The 15,779-nt window shown below is 71.5% G+C and carries 10 protein-coding genes and 2 pseudogenes; 5 read left to right on the forward strand and 7 right to left on the reverse strand.

The genetic code is table 11. The features are described 5' to 3' along the window. Nucleotides 1-157: 157 nt before the first annotated feature. From ACFWIA_RS05235 to ACFWIA_RS05245, 3 genes are all read right to left on the reverse strand, one after another. Nucleotides 158-313 (reverse strand): hypothetical protein, encoded by a 156-nt coding sequence (locus tag ACFWIA_RS05235; RefSeq protein WP_387000581.1) that lies wholly within the window; start codon nt 311-313, stop codon nt 158-160. A 96-nt stretch (nt 314-409) separates the two neighbouring features. Beyond that, nucleotides 410-787: a hypothetical protein gene (locus tag ACFWIA_RS05240; protein WP_387000583.1), complete on the reverse strand. Its 378-nt coding sequence runs from the start codon at nt 785-787 to the stop codon at nt 410-412. Nucleotides 788-1,186: 399 nt separating this feature from the next. Then, nucleotides 1,187-3,934: a hypothetical protein gene (locus ACFWIA_RS05245; RefSeq protein ID WP_387000585.1), complete on the reverse strand. Its 2,748-nt coding sequence runs from the start codon at nt 3,932-3,934 to the stop codon at nt 1,187-1,189. A gap of 386 nt (nt 3,935-4,320) precedes the next feature. Here ACFWIA_RS05245 and ACFWIA_RS05250 point away from each other — a divergent pair. The 5 genes and pseudogenes from ACFWIA_RS05250 to ACFWIA_RS05270 all read left to right on the forward strand — a co-directional run. Further along, nucleotides 4,321-4,437 (forward strand): annotated as a pseudogene (locus tag ACFWIA_RS05250) (DUF4158 domain-containing protein); the annotation flags it as partial. A gap of 94 nt (nt 4,438-4,531) precedes the next feature. Next, nucleotides 4,532-5,442 (forward strand): annotated as a pseudogene (locus ACFWIA_RS05255) (DUF4158 domain-containing protein); the annotation flags it as partial. 272 nt (nt 5,443-5,714) lie between these two features. After that, entirely contained in the window at nt 5,715-6,920 is a 1,206-nt protein-coding gene (locus ACFWIA_RS05260) for an NAD(P)/FAD-dependent oxidoreductase (RefSeq protein ID WP_387000587.1), read from the forward strand. Nucleotides 6,921-6,953: 33 nt separating this feature from the next. Continuing rightward, nucleotides 6,954-7,853 (forward strand): RNA polymerase sigma-70 factor, encoded by a 900-nt coding sequence (locus tag ACFWIA_RS05265; RefSeq protein WP_387000589.1) that lies wholly within the window; start codon nt 6,954-6,956, stop codon nt 7,851-7,853. 470 nt (nt 7,854-8,323) lie between these two features. Continuing rightward, the gene (locus ACFWIA_RS05270; protein WP_387000764.1) at nt 8,324-8,617 is read left to right on the forward strand and encodes a hypothetical protein; all 294 of its coding nucleotides are present in this window, start codon (nt 8,324-8,326) and stop codon (nt 8,615-8,617) included. Nucleotides 8,618-9,328: 711 nt separating this feature from the next. Here the strand turns inward: ACFWIA_RS05270 and ACFWIA_RS05275 are convergent. The 4 genes from ACFWIA_RS05275 to ACFWIA_RS05290 form a co-directional block, all read right to left on the reverse strand. Further along, nucleotides 9,329-10,399 carry a PP2C family protein-serine/threonine phosphatase gene (locus tag ACFWIA_RS05275; protein ID WP_387000591.1) on the reverse strand — a complete coding sequence of 357 codons (1,071 nt, stop codon included), beginning with the start codon at nt 10,397-10,399 and terminating at the stop codon, nt 9,329-9,331. Between the two features lie 223 nt (nt 10,400-10,622). Continuing rightward, nucleotides 10,623-13,151: a phenylalanine--tRNA ligase subunit beta gene (pheT, locus tag ACFWIA_RS05280; protein ID WP_387000593.1), complete on the reverse strand. Its 2,529-nt coding sequence runs from the start codon at nt 13,149-13,151 to the stop codon at nt 10,623-10,625. Continuing rightward, nucleotides 13,151-14,284, reverse strand: a complete 1,134-nt coding sequence (gene pheS, locus ACFWIA_RS05285; protein WP_387000596.1) for a phenylalanine--tRNA ligase subunit alpha — start codon at nt 14,282-14,284, stop codon at nt 13,151-13,153. The genes pheT and pheS overlap by 1 nt, the downstream gene beginning before the upstream one ends. A gap of 229 nt (nt 14,285-14,513) precedes the next feature. Beyond that, a complete protein-coding gene (locus tag ACFWIA_RS05290) occupies nt 14,514-15,644 on the reverse strand; it encodes an ATP-binding protein (protein WP_385493143.1) in 1,131 nt (376 codons plus the stop codon). Nucleotides 15,645-15,779 lie beyond the last annotated feature (135 nt).

A 15,779-nucleotide genomic window follows, 5' to 3' on the forward strand; every position in this document is an offset into this window, starting at 1 on the left:
CCAGCCGCCCGACCCTGCACCCCCTTCTGTCAGGGGTGCGATCGTTTCGGAGCGTGAAGGCCGCGTGCGCGGGCTGGCAAGCGGTGAACCGGCCGTTCCCGGACGGCGGGTACGGCCGGTTCACCGCAAGGCGTGGCCGGCCCGGCGGGGCATCGGTTCAGGCGCCGATGCCGATGGTGAGGCTGAAGATCTCGCGTACGGAGGTTCCGAACGTCAGCAGGGTCACGGACCCGAGCAGGGCGAACGAGGACGCGGAGAGCACGGACGCGGGGAGTGCGGTGGCCGCTGTCGCGGCGCGGCGGATGGCGGTCATGGACGGGTCCTCGTCACAGGGCTCGGGCGAGCGGTCAGAGCGGGGCGATCAAGGGGCCGAGGGCGTTGAGCAGGGCGACGATGGCGTCGGTCAGGGTCATGGAGGAGTCCTCTTTCCGGGGTCGGGGTCGGTGGTGTGCGCGCAGCGGCAGGGCGGTGGTGCGGCCTGTTGTTCTTCGAGGTGGCGCAGGCGGCGGGAGAGTTCCTGGACTGCGGCGATCAGCACGCCCTGGCCGTCGACGACGTCGATCGTGGTTTCCCGGCGGCCGTAGCCGAAGGCGGCCCGCCAGTCCTGGGCCATCGGCCCGATGTGCAGGGTGTCGGGGTCCCAGTCGTAGCGCCACTCGCTCACAGGCAGACCGTCCAGGAGCGCGAGGATCTGCGCACGGGTGAGAGGTTCGGCCCTCTCGGTCCGCGGCGGCCGGGGCCGCAGGAACGTCGAGGCGAACCCCCGGACCAGGGCGGCGAAACGCATGACAGGCTCCCGTCGGCGACGGCAAGGGCCGCCGCCGACTGCTGGGTTCGGGACGGGTTCAGGAGAGAGGCTCGATGTCGTGCTTCACGTCACGGTTGCTCGTGATGAGGGGCACGATGATCGGTTCGAGAGCGTCGACAACGCGCCGGATTGCGTCAAGCACATTCATGAAGGCTCCACGGCGATAGAGACAGATCTGGGTCGGTGATCATTCCATCAGCCCGGCCCGGCGGTTCGCCGGGGAAGATCGAAATTGATCGCCCGCAGCCGGTTCCGATCGCCTCGGCAGGAGGCTCGCGGACCGGAGGCCCGGCGTTTGCGGACTCGCGTCCCTGGCAAGCCCGGGGCTGCGGCTTTCGGCGGCTGCACTGCGGTGTGAACCGCTCCCGCCGACTGGAGTCAGGGCTGGTCGCCGGCCTGTTCGGCGATGGTGGCGCGTGTTTCGTCGGCTTGTTGCTGGATGTGCTGCTGGACGTGGGCGGGGACGCCCTGGTGGTGGAAGTGGGTGGTGAGGTCGGTCAGGACGGCTTCGGCCCGTTCCAGGTCGCCGGCCTTGGCGTGGACGCCTGCGAGGCGGCGCATGGCGGCGTTGAGGGTGAGGTTGTCCAGGCCGGTCGCCTCGTCCGTGCGGGAGGTGTCGATGGCGTCGGTCAGTTCGGTGACGGCGGTGGCGATGTCGGGCTGGCGGACGGTGAGGCGGCCGTCGGTGACGGTCTGGAAGTGGCGTCCGGCGTTGGCACCGTGGGCGAGGCGGGCGTGGGCGGCGAGCGGGTGGTCGCCGTGGCGTTCGATGAGTTCCTGGAGGGCGTCGTTGCCGGCGGTGAGAGTGGGGGTGTCGGAGCCGAGGAGGGTGAGCAGGGCTCCCTGTTCCTCGCCGAGGAGGAGTTCGCCGGCTTCCTGGTCGGTGCGGTCGAGGGGAAGGCGGACCCGGAGGGTGCGGGTAGGCGAGACGAGGCGGGTGCCGTCGAGGGCGGTGTGCACGGCGGTGACCCGGTAGAGGCCGGGGTCGGCGAAGGTGAGGCCGTCGGCGCCGTAACCGAGGTAGACCGTCTCGTACACCGCGGGCTGCGCGGCGGTGAGGGTGAGGGTCTGCTCGGCGGCGCCGTGCCCGTGGCAGGCGCGGACCATGGGGCGGAACGGGGTGGTGCGGCCTCGGGGGTCGGTGACCAGGACTACGGTCCGCTCACCGCCCGGCCCGATGTGCCGGGCGGCGGTCACCTCGTCGCGTGCGCCGGTGAGGGCGAGCTTCAGCTCGGCCGTGACCGGCTCGCCGTAGCCGAACACCTGCTTTCCGCCGAGGGTCAGCACCAGCCCGGAGCCGTCGTCCCGCAGAGGTGTCTGCGCCGTGGCGAGGGCCTCGTCGGGCAGGAGCGCGCCGTTGGTCTGGAAGGCGGAACCTCCCGGCACGACGTGCCGGTAGTGGCCGTGCCGCAAGTGGCGCAGTTCGTCCGTGGAGAAGTGGAAGGGGAAGTCCATCCAGAAGTGTCCGGGGCCCTGTCGGCCCGCTCCGTCGTCGTATCCCCAGGGGTAGTTCATCCAGGACAGTTCGCCGTAGCCCTGGTTGGGGCCCAGGGGGGACGGGGGATCGTTGATGTCCTTGCGCCAGGAGTGGGACAGGTTGAAGGCGTGGCCGATCTCGTGGACGTAGGTGAAGAGTTCGTCGGCGGTGCCCAGCGCCTGGTGGTCACGCAGGGACTTGTAGAGGATGACCAGGCCCTGACGGCCCCGAAACTGTGTGTCGAACATGAGCCCGAAGGCGTTCATGTAGGTGTAGGAGGCGATGAACGACCAGAGTTTCCACTGGGGGCTGGTGCCGCGGAGGCTGTAGTTCGCCCTCATCGCCGCGTACAGCTCGGACGGTGACCACAGCAGGTCCGTGCCGGAGCTGTCGGCGATGGTGTTGACGGTGCCGGCGGCCCGGATCTCCACCCCGGCCTCGGCGTAGGCGGAGGCGACGCTCAGCACCCGGTTGCGGTAGCCGGGCGGCACCGGCGCCAGGGTGGTGTCGTAGCTCTGGAAGACCTCCACCCCCTCGATCACGTCGGTCTCCAGCTCCACCGTCCGCAGCGCCGTGCCGGTCTGCGCGCAGGCGAACCGGATCGGGGCGGTGCCGTCCGGCTTGCTGAGGGCGAGGGCGGCGGCGGTGGGCGTGGCCGTGGCGGGGACGCGGGGGACGGTGAGGGTGAGGGTGGTCTGGGCGACGCTGCCGGCCCAGGCCAGGCCGTTCTGGGTCAGGGTGTACTGGTCGCCGTGCTGTTCGACGGTCAGGGCGTCGGTGCTGCGGAAGGAGCTGTAGTAGGAGCCGTCCGGGTTGAAGATGTCGGCGCTGACCATGCCCAGGGCCCTGCTGCCCTCCAGGTCCACGCGCAGCTCCGCGCGCTGGCCGGTGCCGGAGTCGTTCTTCCAGGTGCCCGTCACCGTCCGGTAGGGCGTCCGGTACGGCTCGGGCAGCGCGGCCAGGCCCGGTATCCCGAGTTCGTGCAGCTTCGCGGCGGCACCCACCGGGCCGGTCCGCCAGTTCAGTAAGAGCCCCTGGTCGCCCTTGACCAGCAGGCTCTGCCGGGTCCCGTCGGTGGCCGGCTTGTAGGCGATCACCTGGTCGAGATCGGCGCGGAAGCCCTCCGGCAGCCGGGCCCAGCCCGCGCAGCCCGACGCGTCCGGCCCCTCGGTGATCAGCGCGTTCCGGACCACCCCGCCGGTCCAGTGCAGGGTCAGCACCCGCGAGCCCTTGAAGAAGTACGTCTGCCAGTTCCCGTCCGCCGCGTTCGGCGCCTGCAGCAGTGCGTCGACCTGGGAACGGAAGAACTCGGGCAGCGCGGTGCCCCAGTTGTAGAAGGCGTCCCACCGGCCCTCGCTGATCTGCCCCCGGTCCCAGTTGTAGAACAGGATGCTGCTGCCCCGGACGAACAGCGTCGCCCACGACCCGCGATCCAGCGGTGTCATCACCACCGCCTCACTCGACTTCCGGTACGCCTCCGGCACCCCCTGGAAGTGGGTCACCACCGTGGTCAGCGGCCCCGAGGAGACCAGCGACTGCCCGTTGACCAGAGCGGCCTCCTCCCCCCGGCGGAACAGCGCCTTCCACTCCCCCTCCGGGTACGCCACCGCCCACGCGAAGCCCGTCGTCTTGTACCGCATGAACGCCATGAGCCATCCCCTCCCCAAGCGCCGCGGAACCTCGTGCCCGCGGCCCAGGGGCGAGTCTGACAGCGGTGAACCCCCAGCTCACAGACCGCAAAACGAGATTGACCCGATCCCCGGCACCATGCCGGTACCGCCCCGAACGCGCATACGACTTCACCCATCCGCCGGCGGTGTCCGGGGTGACCATCTGACCGGATTCTTCTTGATCCGCCCCGGACGCCGCCCTGCTGGAATCCCGCACCCCACCCTGCATGTCGAATGGGTGGACGATGAGAACGCGTCACGGAGAACACCTGCCGCACCGGGCGTTGGGGACCAGTGGTACAGCCATTGGCGCTGAGCGCTTGATCAAGGCCGTCCAGCACAGGTGATCGGCGACGAGGCCCGAGCTGGAGCGGTCCTTCGTCCTCGACGACGAGGATCGGAAGCTGATCGCGAAGCGGCGTGGTGAGCACAATCGGCTCGGCTTCGCCCTCCAGATGTGCACGGTCCGCTACATCGGGCTGCTTCTGGAGACCCCCTGGCCGTGCCGTGGCCGGTGGTGGAGCAGCTGGCGCGCAGCTGGAGATCGAGGACGTCTCCTGCGTCAAGGAGTACACCGAGCGGATGAAGACGGCGTACGAGCACGCGTGGGAGATCCGCGACGCGTACGGCTACTGCCCGTTCGAGGACCACGCCCAGGGCCGGAAGTTCCGAGCGTTCCTGCATGGCCGGGCGTGGACGGCGCACGCCGAGGGGCCGAAGGCGTTGTTCGACCACTCGGTGGGCCGGCTGCGCCGACACCGAGTGCTGCTGCCTGGGGTGAGCGTGCTGGCCCGGCAGGTCTCCGAGGTCCGCACGATCCTGCCGAACCGGTTGTCCGCGCTCGCCCGCTACGGTCTGGGCACCAAGGCGCCGAAGCTGGAGCGAACCCCCGGAGCCCAAGCGCACGGCGATGCTCACCGCGGTGATGCGCCACCTGGAGGCCAAGGCGATCGACGACGCCCTGGACCTGTTCGAGATCCCGGGAGGCGGTGCGCGAGGACGTCGTGGCGGGCCTGAGCTTGGCGGGGGACGCCGATCAGCACCTCAAGGAACTGGTCGAGGTCCTGGACGCGACGTGGAAGCAGATGGCCGAGCGCCTGGAGGAGTCCGGCACAGACGCGAAGATCAGTATCGAGATGCAGCCGAACGGCCGGGCGAAGCAGAACGTGGAGAAGCTCCACGCGCTCGGCGAGCCGAAGCCGTTGGCCTGGCTGCGTGGTCGGGTCGAGAAGATGCTCCCCAACATCGACCTGCCGAACCTGCTGTTCGACGTGCACGCCCGGACCGGGTCCTTGGACGCCTTCGTACACCTGGGCGACGGGAGGGCCCGCATGAAGGACCTGACCACCTCGGTCGTCGCCCTGCTCGTGAGCGAGGCGTGCAACATCGGCACGACCCCGGTGATCAACCCGAACGACGAGGCGCTCACCCGTGCCCGGCTCGTCCACGTCGACCAGTACTACCTGCGGGCCGACACCACCGCCGCGGGACGGGATCAGGCGGACCCTGACGCTGCGGTCCACGTACTGGCTGAGCGGCGCCGTCGGGGTCTCGCCGCTGTTCTCGGCCGACCATCGGTCCTCACCAGCTTCGCGACGACGGCACCGGCCAAGCAGATGATGGCGCCGGTGGCGTCCCGGCGGTCGGACCGGAATCCGTCCAGACGGCCACGCCTGAGAAGTGATCTGGCTCACACACTGTCACACGGATCGATCAGGCGGTGTCTTGTGCTCGAACCGCTCGAAACGAGGGAGACATCATGGCTGAGAACACCGATGTGGTCGTGATCGGCGGCGGGTACGCCGGCGTCATGGCGGCCAACCGCCTGACGCAGCGCGACGACGTCACCGTGACGCTGATCAACCCGCGCCCGACCTTCGTCCACCGGGTCCGCCTGCACCAGCTGGTGGGCGGGACCGACGCCGCCGTCGTCGACTACCAGGAGGTCTTGGCGGAGGGCGTCCGGCTGGTGGTCGACAGCGTGACGCGGATCGACGCGGCGGGGCGCGGTGTGGAGCTGGCGGGCGGTGGTGCGGTCGGCTACGACTACCTGGTCTACGCGGTAGGCAGTGGCAGCGCCGACCCGCAGGTGCCCGGAGCGGCCGAGTTCGCCTACCCGATCGCCACCCTGGAGGAGGCGGAGCGGCTGCGGCCGGTCCTCGACTCCGCGCCCACGACGGCCGCGGTGACGGTGGTCGGCGCCGGGCCCACCGGCATCGAGACCGCCGCCGAACTGGCCGAGCAGGGCCGCACCGTCACCCTTGTCTGCGGCGGCGCGCTCGGCCCGTACCTGCACACCCGGGGCCGGCGTTCGGTGGCTGGGCGGCTGGCGGCACTCGGAGTGACCGTGCTCCACGGCTCGGACGCCAAGGTGACGGCGGTGACCCGCGATGCCGTGCGGCTCGCCGACGGCCGGGAGCTGCCGAGCGCGGTGACCATCTGGACCGCCGGCTTCGGCGTGCCGGACCTGGCCACGCGCAGTGGGCTGAGCGCCGATGTCCTGGGCCGCCTGCTCACCGACGAAACGTTGACGAGCGTGGATGACGACCGCATCGTCGCGGCCGGCGACTCGGCGGCGCCGTCGGGCCTGCCGCTGCGGATGAGCTGCCAGGCCGCGATGCCGCTGGGCGCGCGGGCCGCCGACACGGTGCTCAGCCGGTTGGCGGGAGAGCAGCCCGAGACCCTCAACCAGTCGTTCGGAGCGCAGTGCATCAGCCTGGGACGGGGCACCGGCATCTTCCAGTTCGGCAACAGGTCCGACGTCGCGGTGTGGTTCCACCTTGACGGTCGCCTCGGCGCGAAGATGAAGGAGGCCGTCTGCAAGGGCATCGTGAAGCACCTGGCCGATGAGGCGCACAAGCCCGGCGGGTACAGCCTGCACCGCATGAAGGGAGGCGCCGGGCGCCAGGAGGCGCTGGAGGTCATGCGCGCCGAGGCGCCGGTCGTCGTCGAACGGGTTTCGTAGGTCCGGGCCGGCCGAGGAGGAGATGATCAAGACATGAGCGATGATCACGCCATTGACCGGGCGACCGAGACATTCGTCGCCCACCGCAATCTGCTCTTCACCGTCGCGTACGAGATGCTCGGCTCGGCAACCGATGCCGAGGACGTCCTGCAGGAGACCTGGCTGCGGTGGGTCGAGGCCGACCTGGAGCAGGTGCGCGACCAGCGCGCGTACCTCGTCCGGATCACGACCCGGCAGGCGCTCAACCGGCTGCGCACGGTGTCGCGGCGCAAGGAGTCGTACGTGGGCCCGTGGCTGCCGGAGCCGCTGCTGACCGCGCCCGACGTGGCCCAGGACGTCGAGCTCGCCGAGAGCGTGTCGATGGCGGTGATGCTCGTCCTGGAGACGCTGTCGCCGACCGAGCGGGCCGTTTTCGTGCTGCGCGAGGTCTTCGACGTCAGCTACAACGAGATCGCGGCGGCGGTCGACAAGACCCCGGCGGCCGTCCGCCAGATCGCGCACCGGGCCCGCCGGCACGTGGATGCCCGGCGCCCGCGCGAAGTGGTGTCCCAGAGCCAGACGCGGGCGGCTCTGGAGTCGTTCTCGCGGGCACTGGAGGGCGGAGACCTGCAGGGCCTGCTCGACGTGCTTGCGCCCGCGGTCGTCTACATGGGCGACGGCGGCGGTGTGAAGCACGCTGCGCTGCGGCCGATCGTCGGCGCCGACAAGGTGGCCCGCCTCTTGGTCGGCGGCCTCGGCAAGAGCACGATTCCGATCACCTTCGGCCCCACCGTGCTCAACGGCAGCCCGGCGCTGGTGGTCCACATGGACGGCGAGCTGGACGGCATCCTGGCAGCCCGCGTAGAGGCCGGCCGCATCACCGGCCTCTACGTCGTCCGCAACCCTGAGAAGCTGTCCCGCATCGAATCCGAGACCCCCCTCGCCCTGCGATGAACTCCCAGTGCCGGATCAGCCACTTGGGGATCAGGCGCAGCACTGAATCCGTACGGTTCACCTCGCGTGTCACAACATCGCCTATCAGAACACGTGAAGCTCGCCATGTTCATCTGCTCGGCGGCGGCATCTACCCCCGGGGTGGGCACGCCCGGGAGAGCCTCGAAGGCGATCACGTCTCCGCAGGTCGCCATTCGCAAGACCCCTCTCGAAACCGGCATGTTGTGCGAGGCACTTCTGAGAGATCCCCGCATGGATCTCCCGCCCGATCAGGCCGCATCGGTGGTAGAACGTCACAACTGCCCGAACTGTGATGCGCCTGCCGCGCCCGGGGCGGGAAGACTGCCGCGAAGCAACACACCCCCAGGTTCGTCCTCGTCCCCGCGCCCCGCGAGGAACGGGAGGTCCCGGAGAAGACTCTCGCCCTGGCCCACCAGTTCAAGGAGGCCGCCCCCGAGACGCCCGTCATCATCACCGTCCACGAGCTGAAGCGTCTGGCCAGGAACGCCGCCGAGCTGATGACGCTGTCCGCCGACCTCCAGGCTGGCGGCATCCAGCTCGAACTCCTCACAGGCCCGCTCACCGGCATCTACGACCCTGATGGCATCGGCGCCATGTTCTTCGCCGTCCTCGCCGTCCCGGGCAGATCGAGCGCAACCACATCCGGGAGAAGACCCTCGAAGACCCGCGTACCGCTGAGGAGATCGACCTCCGCGAGCGGCTCCAGTCCCAGTCCCCGTCCGAACGCCGAGACCCGCAGCTGACAGCCGCGATCAGGCGCTTCGCGCCAACGGCTGTACCGCTGGTACCCATGGCCGAAAAGCGACGGCCGTGTCCCGGTATGAACCCGACCGGTGTTCGGCCCACTGGGCCTCCAGGCCCCGGCTCACGGGGTCCACACAGGAGAAGCCCGGCGGGGCGGCAGCGACTAGGCCGACAATGAGACCACACCCCCGGAAGCACCAAGCCTCTCCAAGGCCCAGTCGAGCGCGGACGCCTCGGTGTCACACAGACGCGCGATCAGGTTCGTCTGCTCGGGCAGGAGGATCCTCCGGGGGATCACGAAGGTCTCGCGAACCCGGTCGAGGGGCAGTCCGCGCCGGAAGCCCTGCGCGGTGCGCCGGAGTACGCTCTCGTCCGGTGGGAGGAGCAGTTCCCGGGGTCCGGCGTTGGAGACGACGATTCCGGCGACGTGGACGTGTTCAGCGTGCCCTGGTCGGTCTCCACCAGGTCCCCGGACAGGGTGGTGCCCTGGGGCGCCTGCCCGGGATGGACGGTCAGCCGCCTCCCCACAGGGCTGCGGACGTCGACTGCGGCGCCGGTGGTCGCGCACTGTTCGGCGGCCTGATCGGGACACCTGCCGCTCCATGAAATAGCAGGTCAGAGGCATAACCAAGTGATGGACTGGATGTACGCGGAATACAGTCCGGCTTCGGGTTCTCCCCCTACGGCTGACGCATCGCGGCCGGGCGCAGTCAGATCACCCGGTGGGCGGGCCGGGGCGACGGCGGGCCCGACCGGGTGCCCACACCCACCCGGTCGTTGCGCAGGACCAGCAGCGCCACGTCATCGGCGGGCGCCCCCGAGACGTGCCGCGTCAACTGCCCGAAGACGGCCCGGACCACCCCGTCCGGGGAGAGCGGGACGCTACGGATGGCGTCCAACAGCGCCACCTCCAGCGGGAAGAAACGACCGCGCCGGTCCCGGGCGTCCGCCGCCCCGTCGGTGTGCAGGAACAACGCCTCGCCGGACAGCAGCCGCCCGCAGCGCACCAACGGCAGTTCGGCGGGCAGCGGGAAGAGCCCCAGCGGCGGCAGCGGATCGGCCTCGGTGACGGGGAACGCCCGTCCCCGGGCCCCCCGCGGACCGGCGAGGGCGCGCAGCCGGTAGGGCCAGGGGTGGCCGCAGTTGACGGCGACGACCTCGCCGGCCGGGTCGATCTCCACGACCAGCAGGCTGACGAACTCCTCGGCGACCGGGCCGTCCGGTGCCGGGTCGAGTCGGGCCCGGTCGTCCAGGTGACGGGCGAGGGCGCGGTCCAGCCGGCGGACGACCCCGGCGAGTTCGGGCTCGTCGTGCCCCGCCTCGCGGAAGCTCCCGATGACCGCGGCGACCGTCGACAGGGCGGCGAGGCCGTGTCCCCGTACGTCGCCCATGACGATCCGCACCCCGTACTCGGTGGCGAGGACGTCGTAGAGGTCGCCGCCGACGCACGCGTCGCGCTCCACCGAGAGCCGTCCACCGGCGAGGGCGAGGCCGTCGATCCGGGCCGGGAGGGGGCGCAGTAGGGCGTTCTGCGCGGCGCGGGCGACCCGCAGGGCCTGTTGGACCTCCCGCTGCACCACGGTGCGGACGTGGACGACGAACCCGGTGCCCACGGCGAAGAACACCGCGCCGTTGACGAGCCGGGCCTCGATGCCCGCCTCCCGGGCCAGGGGGCAGACGAGCTTGTAGGTGACGGCGATCGCACCCCAGAGGGTCGGCAGACCGAGCACCCGTGCGGAGGAACGGACCCAGGGCGGAACCCCCGCGCTGCTACGGATCATGCCGACGGCCCCCCTCGTAGGCCCTGCATTCGGGTCGAAACCCTTACGGCCGGATCGATTCTGGCGACCCGATCGGCCGTTCGGGCCACTTCGCCCGACTGTGCCACCCGAACGAGTGAGCAAGAGTGCGGGCAAGCAGAAGGGGCGCGTCCGATGACTCGGACGCGCCCCTTGAGAGACACCCACCCGAGGAGGGCCCGCGCAGTGCGGGGCCTCCCTCGGGTCAGACTCCGCGCAGCACCGCACCCGCTCCGTCGGCCGCCCGGGCGACGGCCGCGTCACGGGCCGCGGACGCCTCCTCGACGGTCAGCGTGCGGTCGGGCGCCCGGAAGCGCAGCGCGTACGCGAGCGACTTCTTGCCCTCCCCGACCTGGTCGCCGGTGTAGACGTCGAACAGGCGGACGGACTCCAGCAGCGGACCCGCGCCGAGCCGGAGCTGGTGCTCCACGAAGGCGGCGGGAACCGCGGCGTCCACCACGAGCGCCACGTCCTGGGTCGCCACCGGGAAGGTGGAGATCCGGGGCGCCTGCGGCAGCCCCTCGCCCGCGCGCTGGAGCAGGTCGAGGTTCAGCTCCATCGCACTGGTCCGGGCGGGCAGCCCGAACGCCTTGACCACCCGCGGGTGCAGTTCGCCCGCGTACCCGACGGGCGTCTTCACCCCGTCGACCGCCACGAACAGCGCCGCGCAACGCCCCGGGTGCCAGGGACCGTACTGGCCCTGCTCGACGGCGAGTTCGGTACCGGCCTCCCGGGCCACCGTGCGTGCCGCCTCGACCGCGTCGGCCCAGCCGGCGGGACGGCCGGCGCCCCACCAGCCGGCCTGCTCGCGGGCGCCCGCGAGGACCACGGCGAGGTGCCGGGGCTGGACGGGCAGCGCGGCGGTGAGCGCCACGACCTCCTCGTCCGAGGGGCGGCGGTCGACGGGCAGCCGGCCCGCGATCCGCTGCTCCTGACGGGGGTGGAACACCAACCCGGTCTCGAAGAGCGCGAGGTCGTGGCTGCCGCGCCCGTCGTTGCGCCGCAGCGCGTTCAGAAGGCCCGGCAGCAGCGTGGTGCGCAGCGCGGGTTCCTCGTCGCTCAGCGGGTTGACGAGCCGGACCGTCCGACGGTTCGGGTCGTCGGCGGCCAGCGCGAGCTGGTCGAGGGCCTGCTCACCGAGGAACGGGTAGTTCAGCGCCTCGACGTAGCCGGCCCCGGCGAGCGCCCGGCCGACCCGGCTGTGCAGCCGCTGCCGGTCGGTGAGCCCGCGGCCCGCGGGGGGCCGGGGCAGCGTGGAGGGCAGGTTCTCGTAGCCCTCCAGCCGGATGACCTCCTCGGCGAGGTCGTTCGGGTCGGTGAGGTCGGGCCGCCAGGTGGGCACGGTGACGGTCAGCTCGTCCTGCCCGTACACGTCGCAACCGACCTGCTGGAGGCGGCGGACGACCGTTTCCCGCCCGTAGGTGACGCCGGCGACCTTGTCCGGGTGGTCGGCCGGGATGCGGATGGTGTGCGGGGCGTCCGGGCCGATGAACTCGGTGACGCCCGCGTCAGCGGTGCCGCCGGCGAGCAGGATCAGCAGGTCGACGGTGCGCTGCGCGGCGGCGGACGCGGCGAGCGGGTCGACACCGCGCTCGAAGCGCTTGGACGCCTCGGAGGCCAGCTTGTGACGGCGGGCGGTCCGCGCGATGGTCACGGCGTCGAAGTGCGCGGCCTCGACCACGACCTCGCTGGTGCCGGTGACCGCGCCGGTCTGCGGGTCGACGACCGCGTCCGCGATCTCCGTGTGGGCGCCGCCCATGACACCCGCGAGGCCGATGGGCCCGCGGTCGTCGGTGATCACCAGGTCCTCGGCGTCGAGGGTCCGCCGGACGCCGTCCAGGGTGGTCAGCTGCTCACCGGCCTCCGCGCGACGCACCCCGATGGGTCCGTCGACGCGGCTGCGGTCGTAGGCGTGCAGCGGCTGGCCCAGCTCCAGCATCACGTAGTTGGTGATGTCGACGGCCAGGGAGATCGGGCGCATCCCGGCCTTCTGGAGGCGGCGGCGCAGCCAGATCGGGGACCGGGCCTCGGGGTCGAGCCCGGTGACCGTGCGGGCGGTGAACCGGTCGCAGGCGCGCGGGTCGGCGACCTGGACGGGGTAGCCGTAGGCGTTGGGGCCGGGCACGTCGAGCAGGGCCGGGTCGCGCAGCGGCAGCCCGTAGGCGGTGGCGGCCTCGCGGGCGACGCCGCGCATCGACAGGCAGTAGCCCCGGTCGGGGGTGACGGCGATGTCGAGGACCTCGTCGACGAGTTCCAGGAGTTCGATCGCGTCGGTGCCGACCTCGTGCTCGGGCGGCAGGACGATGATGCCCTTGGTGCCGTCGTCGCCCATGCCCAGCTCGTCGGCGGAGCAGATCATGCCGCGCGAGACCCTGCCGTACGTCTTGCGCTCGGCGATCGCGAAGCCGCCGGGCAGTTCGGCGCCGGGCAGCACGACGACGACCTTGTCGCCGACCGCGAAGTTGCGGGCGCCGCAGACGATCTCCTGCGGTTCGCCGGTGCCGTTGGCGGTGCCGACGTCGACGGTGCAGAAGCGGATGGGCTTCTTGAACCCCTCCAGCTCCTCGATGGTGAGGACCCGACCGACGACGAGGGGGCCCTTGAGGCCGGCGCCGAGCTGTTCGACCGTCTCGACCTCCAGGCCGGCGGCGACGAGCCGGTCCTGTACGTCACGGCCGGTCTCGGTGGCGGGGAGGTCGACGTACTCCCGCAGCCAGGAAAGCGGGACCCGCATCAGATCTCCATCCCGAACGGCCGGGTGAAGCGGACGTCACCCTCGACCATGTCTCGCATGTCTTCGACGTTGTGGCGGAACATCAGCATCCGTTCGATGCCGAACCCGAAGGCGAATCCGCTGTACTTCTCCGGGTCGACGCCACAGGCGACGAGCACCCGCGGGTTGACCATGCCGCAGCCGCCGAGCTCGATCCACCCCTCGCTGCCACAGGTGCGGCAGGGGCGGTCCGGGTTGCCGATGGACTCGCCGCGACACACGTAGCAGAGCATGTCCATCTCGGCGGACGGCTCGGTGAACGGGAAGTAGTTGGGCCGCAGTCGGGTCTTCATCCCGGCCCCGAAGAGCGCCTGGACCATGTGGTCGAGGGTGCCCTTGAGGTCGGCCATGGTGAGGCCCTCGTCGACGGCGAGCAGCTCGATCTGGTGGAAGACCGGCGTGTGCGTCGCGTCCAGCTCGTCGGTGCGGTAGACCCGGCCCGGGCAGACCACGTAGACGGGGAGTTCACGGCCGAGCAGCGCACGGGCCTGCACCGGGGAGGTGTGGGTGCGCAGTACCACGCCCGAGTCGGCAGCCCGGTCTCCGGGGGCCTCGGGGCCCGCGACGAAGAACGTGTCCTGCATCTGCCGGGCGGGGTGGTCGGGGGTGAAGTTCAGGGCGTCGAAGTTGAACCACTCGGCCTCGACCTCGGGGCCCTCGGCGACCTCGTAGCCCATGTCGACGAAGACGTCGGCGACCCGCTCCATCAGGGTGGTCAGCGGGTGACGGGCCCCGGCCGGTACGCGGTCGTACGGCAGGGTGACGTCGACCGCTTCCTCGACGAGGACCCGGGCGTCCCGCTCGGCCTCCAGTTCGGTCTGGCGGGCGGCGAACGCCTTGTTCACCGCGCCCCGGGCCTGGCCGACGCGCTTGCCCGCCTCGGCCTTGGCCTGCGGGGGCAGGGCGCCGATCTCCCGGTTGGCGAGCGCCAGCGGGGAGGTGCCGCCCGTGTGGGCGATCTTCGCCTCCTGGAGCTGTGCGAGGTCGCCGGCGGCGGCGAAGGCGGCGAGCGCCTCGTCCCGCCTGCGCTCGATCTCTTCCGGTTTCAGTGCCTCGACCTCGACAGGGTCGTACGACTTGTTCGGTGCCGACATCTCTTCCCGTGCTTCCGATTGGCTGGCGGATGGTCCCCGTCCCGGCTCGTGGACGCCCCGTCCCCGGTGGGGGACGTTGCCGCCCCGGACCGTGGGGACGCAAAGGTGCCAAAGGCCGAGTCTAACGGGGTCGGGAGCCGCCCCTGCGCCGTAGGCCCGTGGTGCGGGGACCCGTCGGGGCGGGCGGCTGCCCTGACCGCGCGTGTGCGCGGAGCGTGCCCGTGACCCCTCAGACCAGATAGGCGGGGGTGGCCACGGGCAACGTAAATCGGAACTCGGCGCCGCCCGCGGGGCCCCGGCCGACGGTGATGGTGCCGCCGTGGGCCTCGACGATGCCCTTGACGATGTACAGGCCGAGCCCGGTGCCGCCGCGCTTGCTCCCCCGCCAGAAGCGGGTGAAGACACGGTTCATGGACTCCTCCGGGATGCCTGGCCCCTCGTCGCTGACGGTGACCGACGTCCCGGTGATGCCGGGTTCGCGCGGGGACGGCGAGGGCTCCACGTCGATGCTGACAGTTCCCTCGCCGTGGCGCACCGCGTTTTCCAGGAGGTTGCTGAGCACCTGGTCGATCTTGTCGGGGTCCGCCCACAGTCCGGGCAGTGGTTGCCGCAGCCGGACGAGGAACCGGTCGACGGGCTGCCCGGCGGCCACGTGCGCCTGGACGTGGCGGCCCACGGCGGCGCCGATGTCGACGGGCTGGCGCCGGACCTCCAGCCGTCCCGAATCGATGCGGGAGATGTCCAGGAGTTCCGCGATGAGCCGGGTGACGCGGTTGGCGTCGGCGTCGACGGTCTCCAGCATCAGTTTCTTCTGGTCGTCCGTGAAGCGCTCCCACTTGGCCAGCAGGGTCGCGGTGAAGCCCTTGACGGAGGTCAGCGGGGAACGCAGTTCGTGGGCGACGGTGGCGATCAGCTCGGCGTGGCTGCGCTCGGTGCGCCGGCGGGCCTCGGTGTCCCGCAGCGAGACGACCACCCGGCGCACGGGGCCCCGCGGCTCGGTGCGGACGTAGCGCGCGGTGACCATGACCTCCCGGCCGCCGGGGAGCAGCAGGTTGCGCTCGGGCTGGCCGCCGCGGATGACGAGCCCGCCGTACGGGTCGGTCAGGCGCCACCAGCGGCGGCCTTCCAGGTCCTCCAGCGGCAGGGCGCGCTCCAGCGGGGCGCCGAGGGCGGCAGCGGGGCTGACGGCGGTGATCCGGGCGGCGGCGGCGTTGAAACAGATGACCCGCCCGGTCTCGTCGGCGATGACCAGCCCGTCGGGGAGGTCGTCCGCGGTGATCCCGTGCGCGTCCGGGCAGGACGGCGCGTCCGGACCGGGCGCGCCGCCCGTGTCCGCGGCGCTGCTGGTGCCGACAGCCATAACCCCGTACCCCACCTCTCGAACTGGTGCAGTGGGCCCCCGAGTTCGTCACCCTACTAGCCACCGGTCCCCGACTGCCAGAAACCGCCGGCCGCCCGGGGACGTACCCGAGGCACGGGGCGGGCGGGCACGCCG

The sequence above is a fragment of the Streptomyces sp. NPDC127068 genome, assembly GCF_042724695.1.
In the GTDB taxonomy this organism is placed as follows: Bacteria; Actinomycetota; Actinomycetes; order Streptomycetales; family Streptomycetaceae; genus Streptomyces.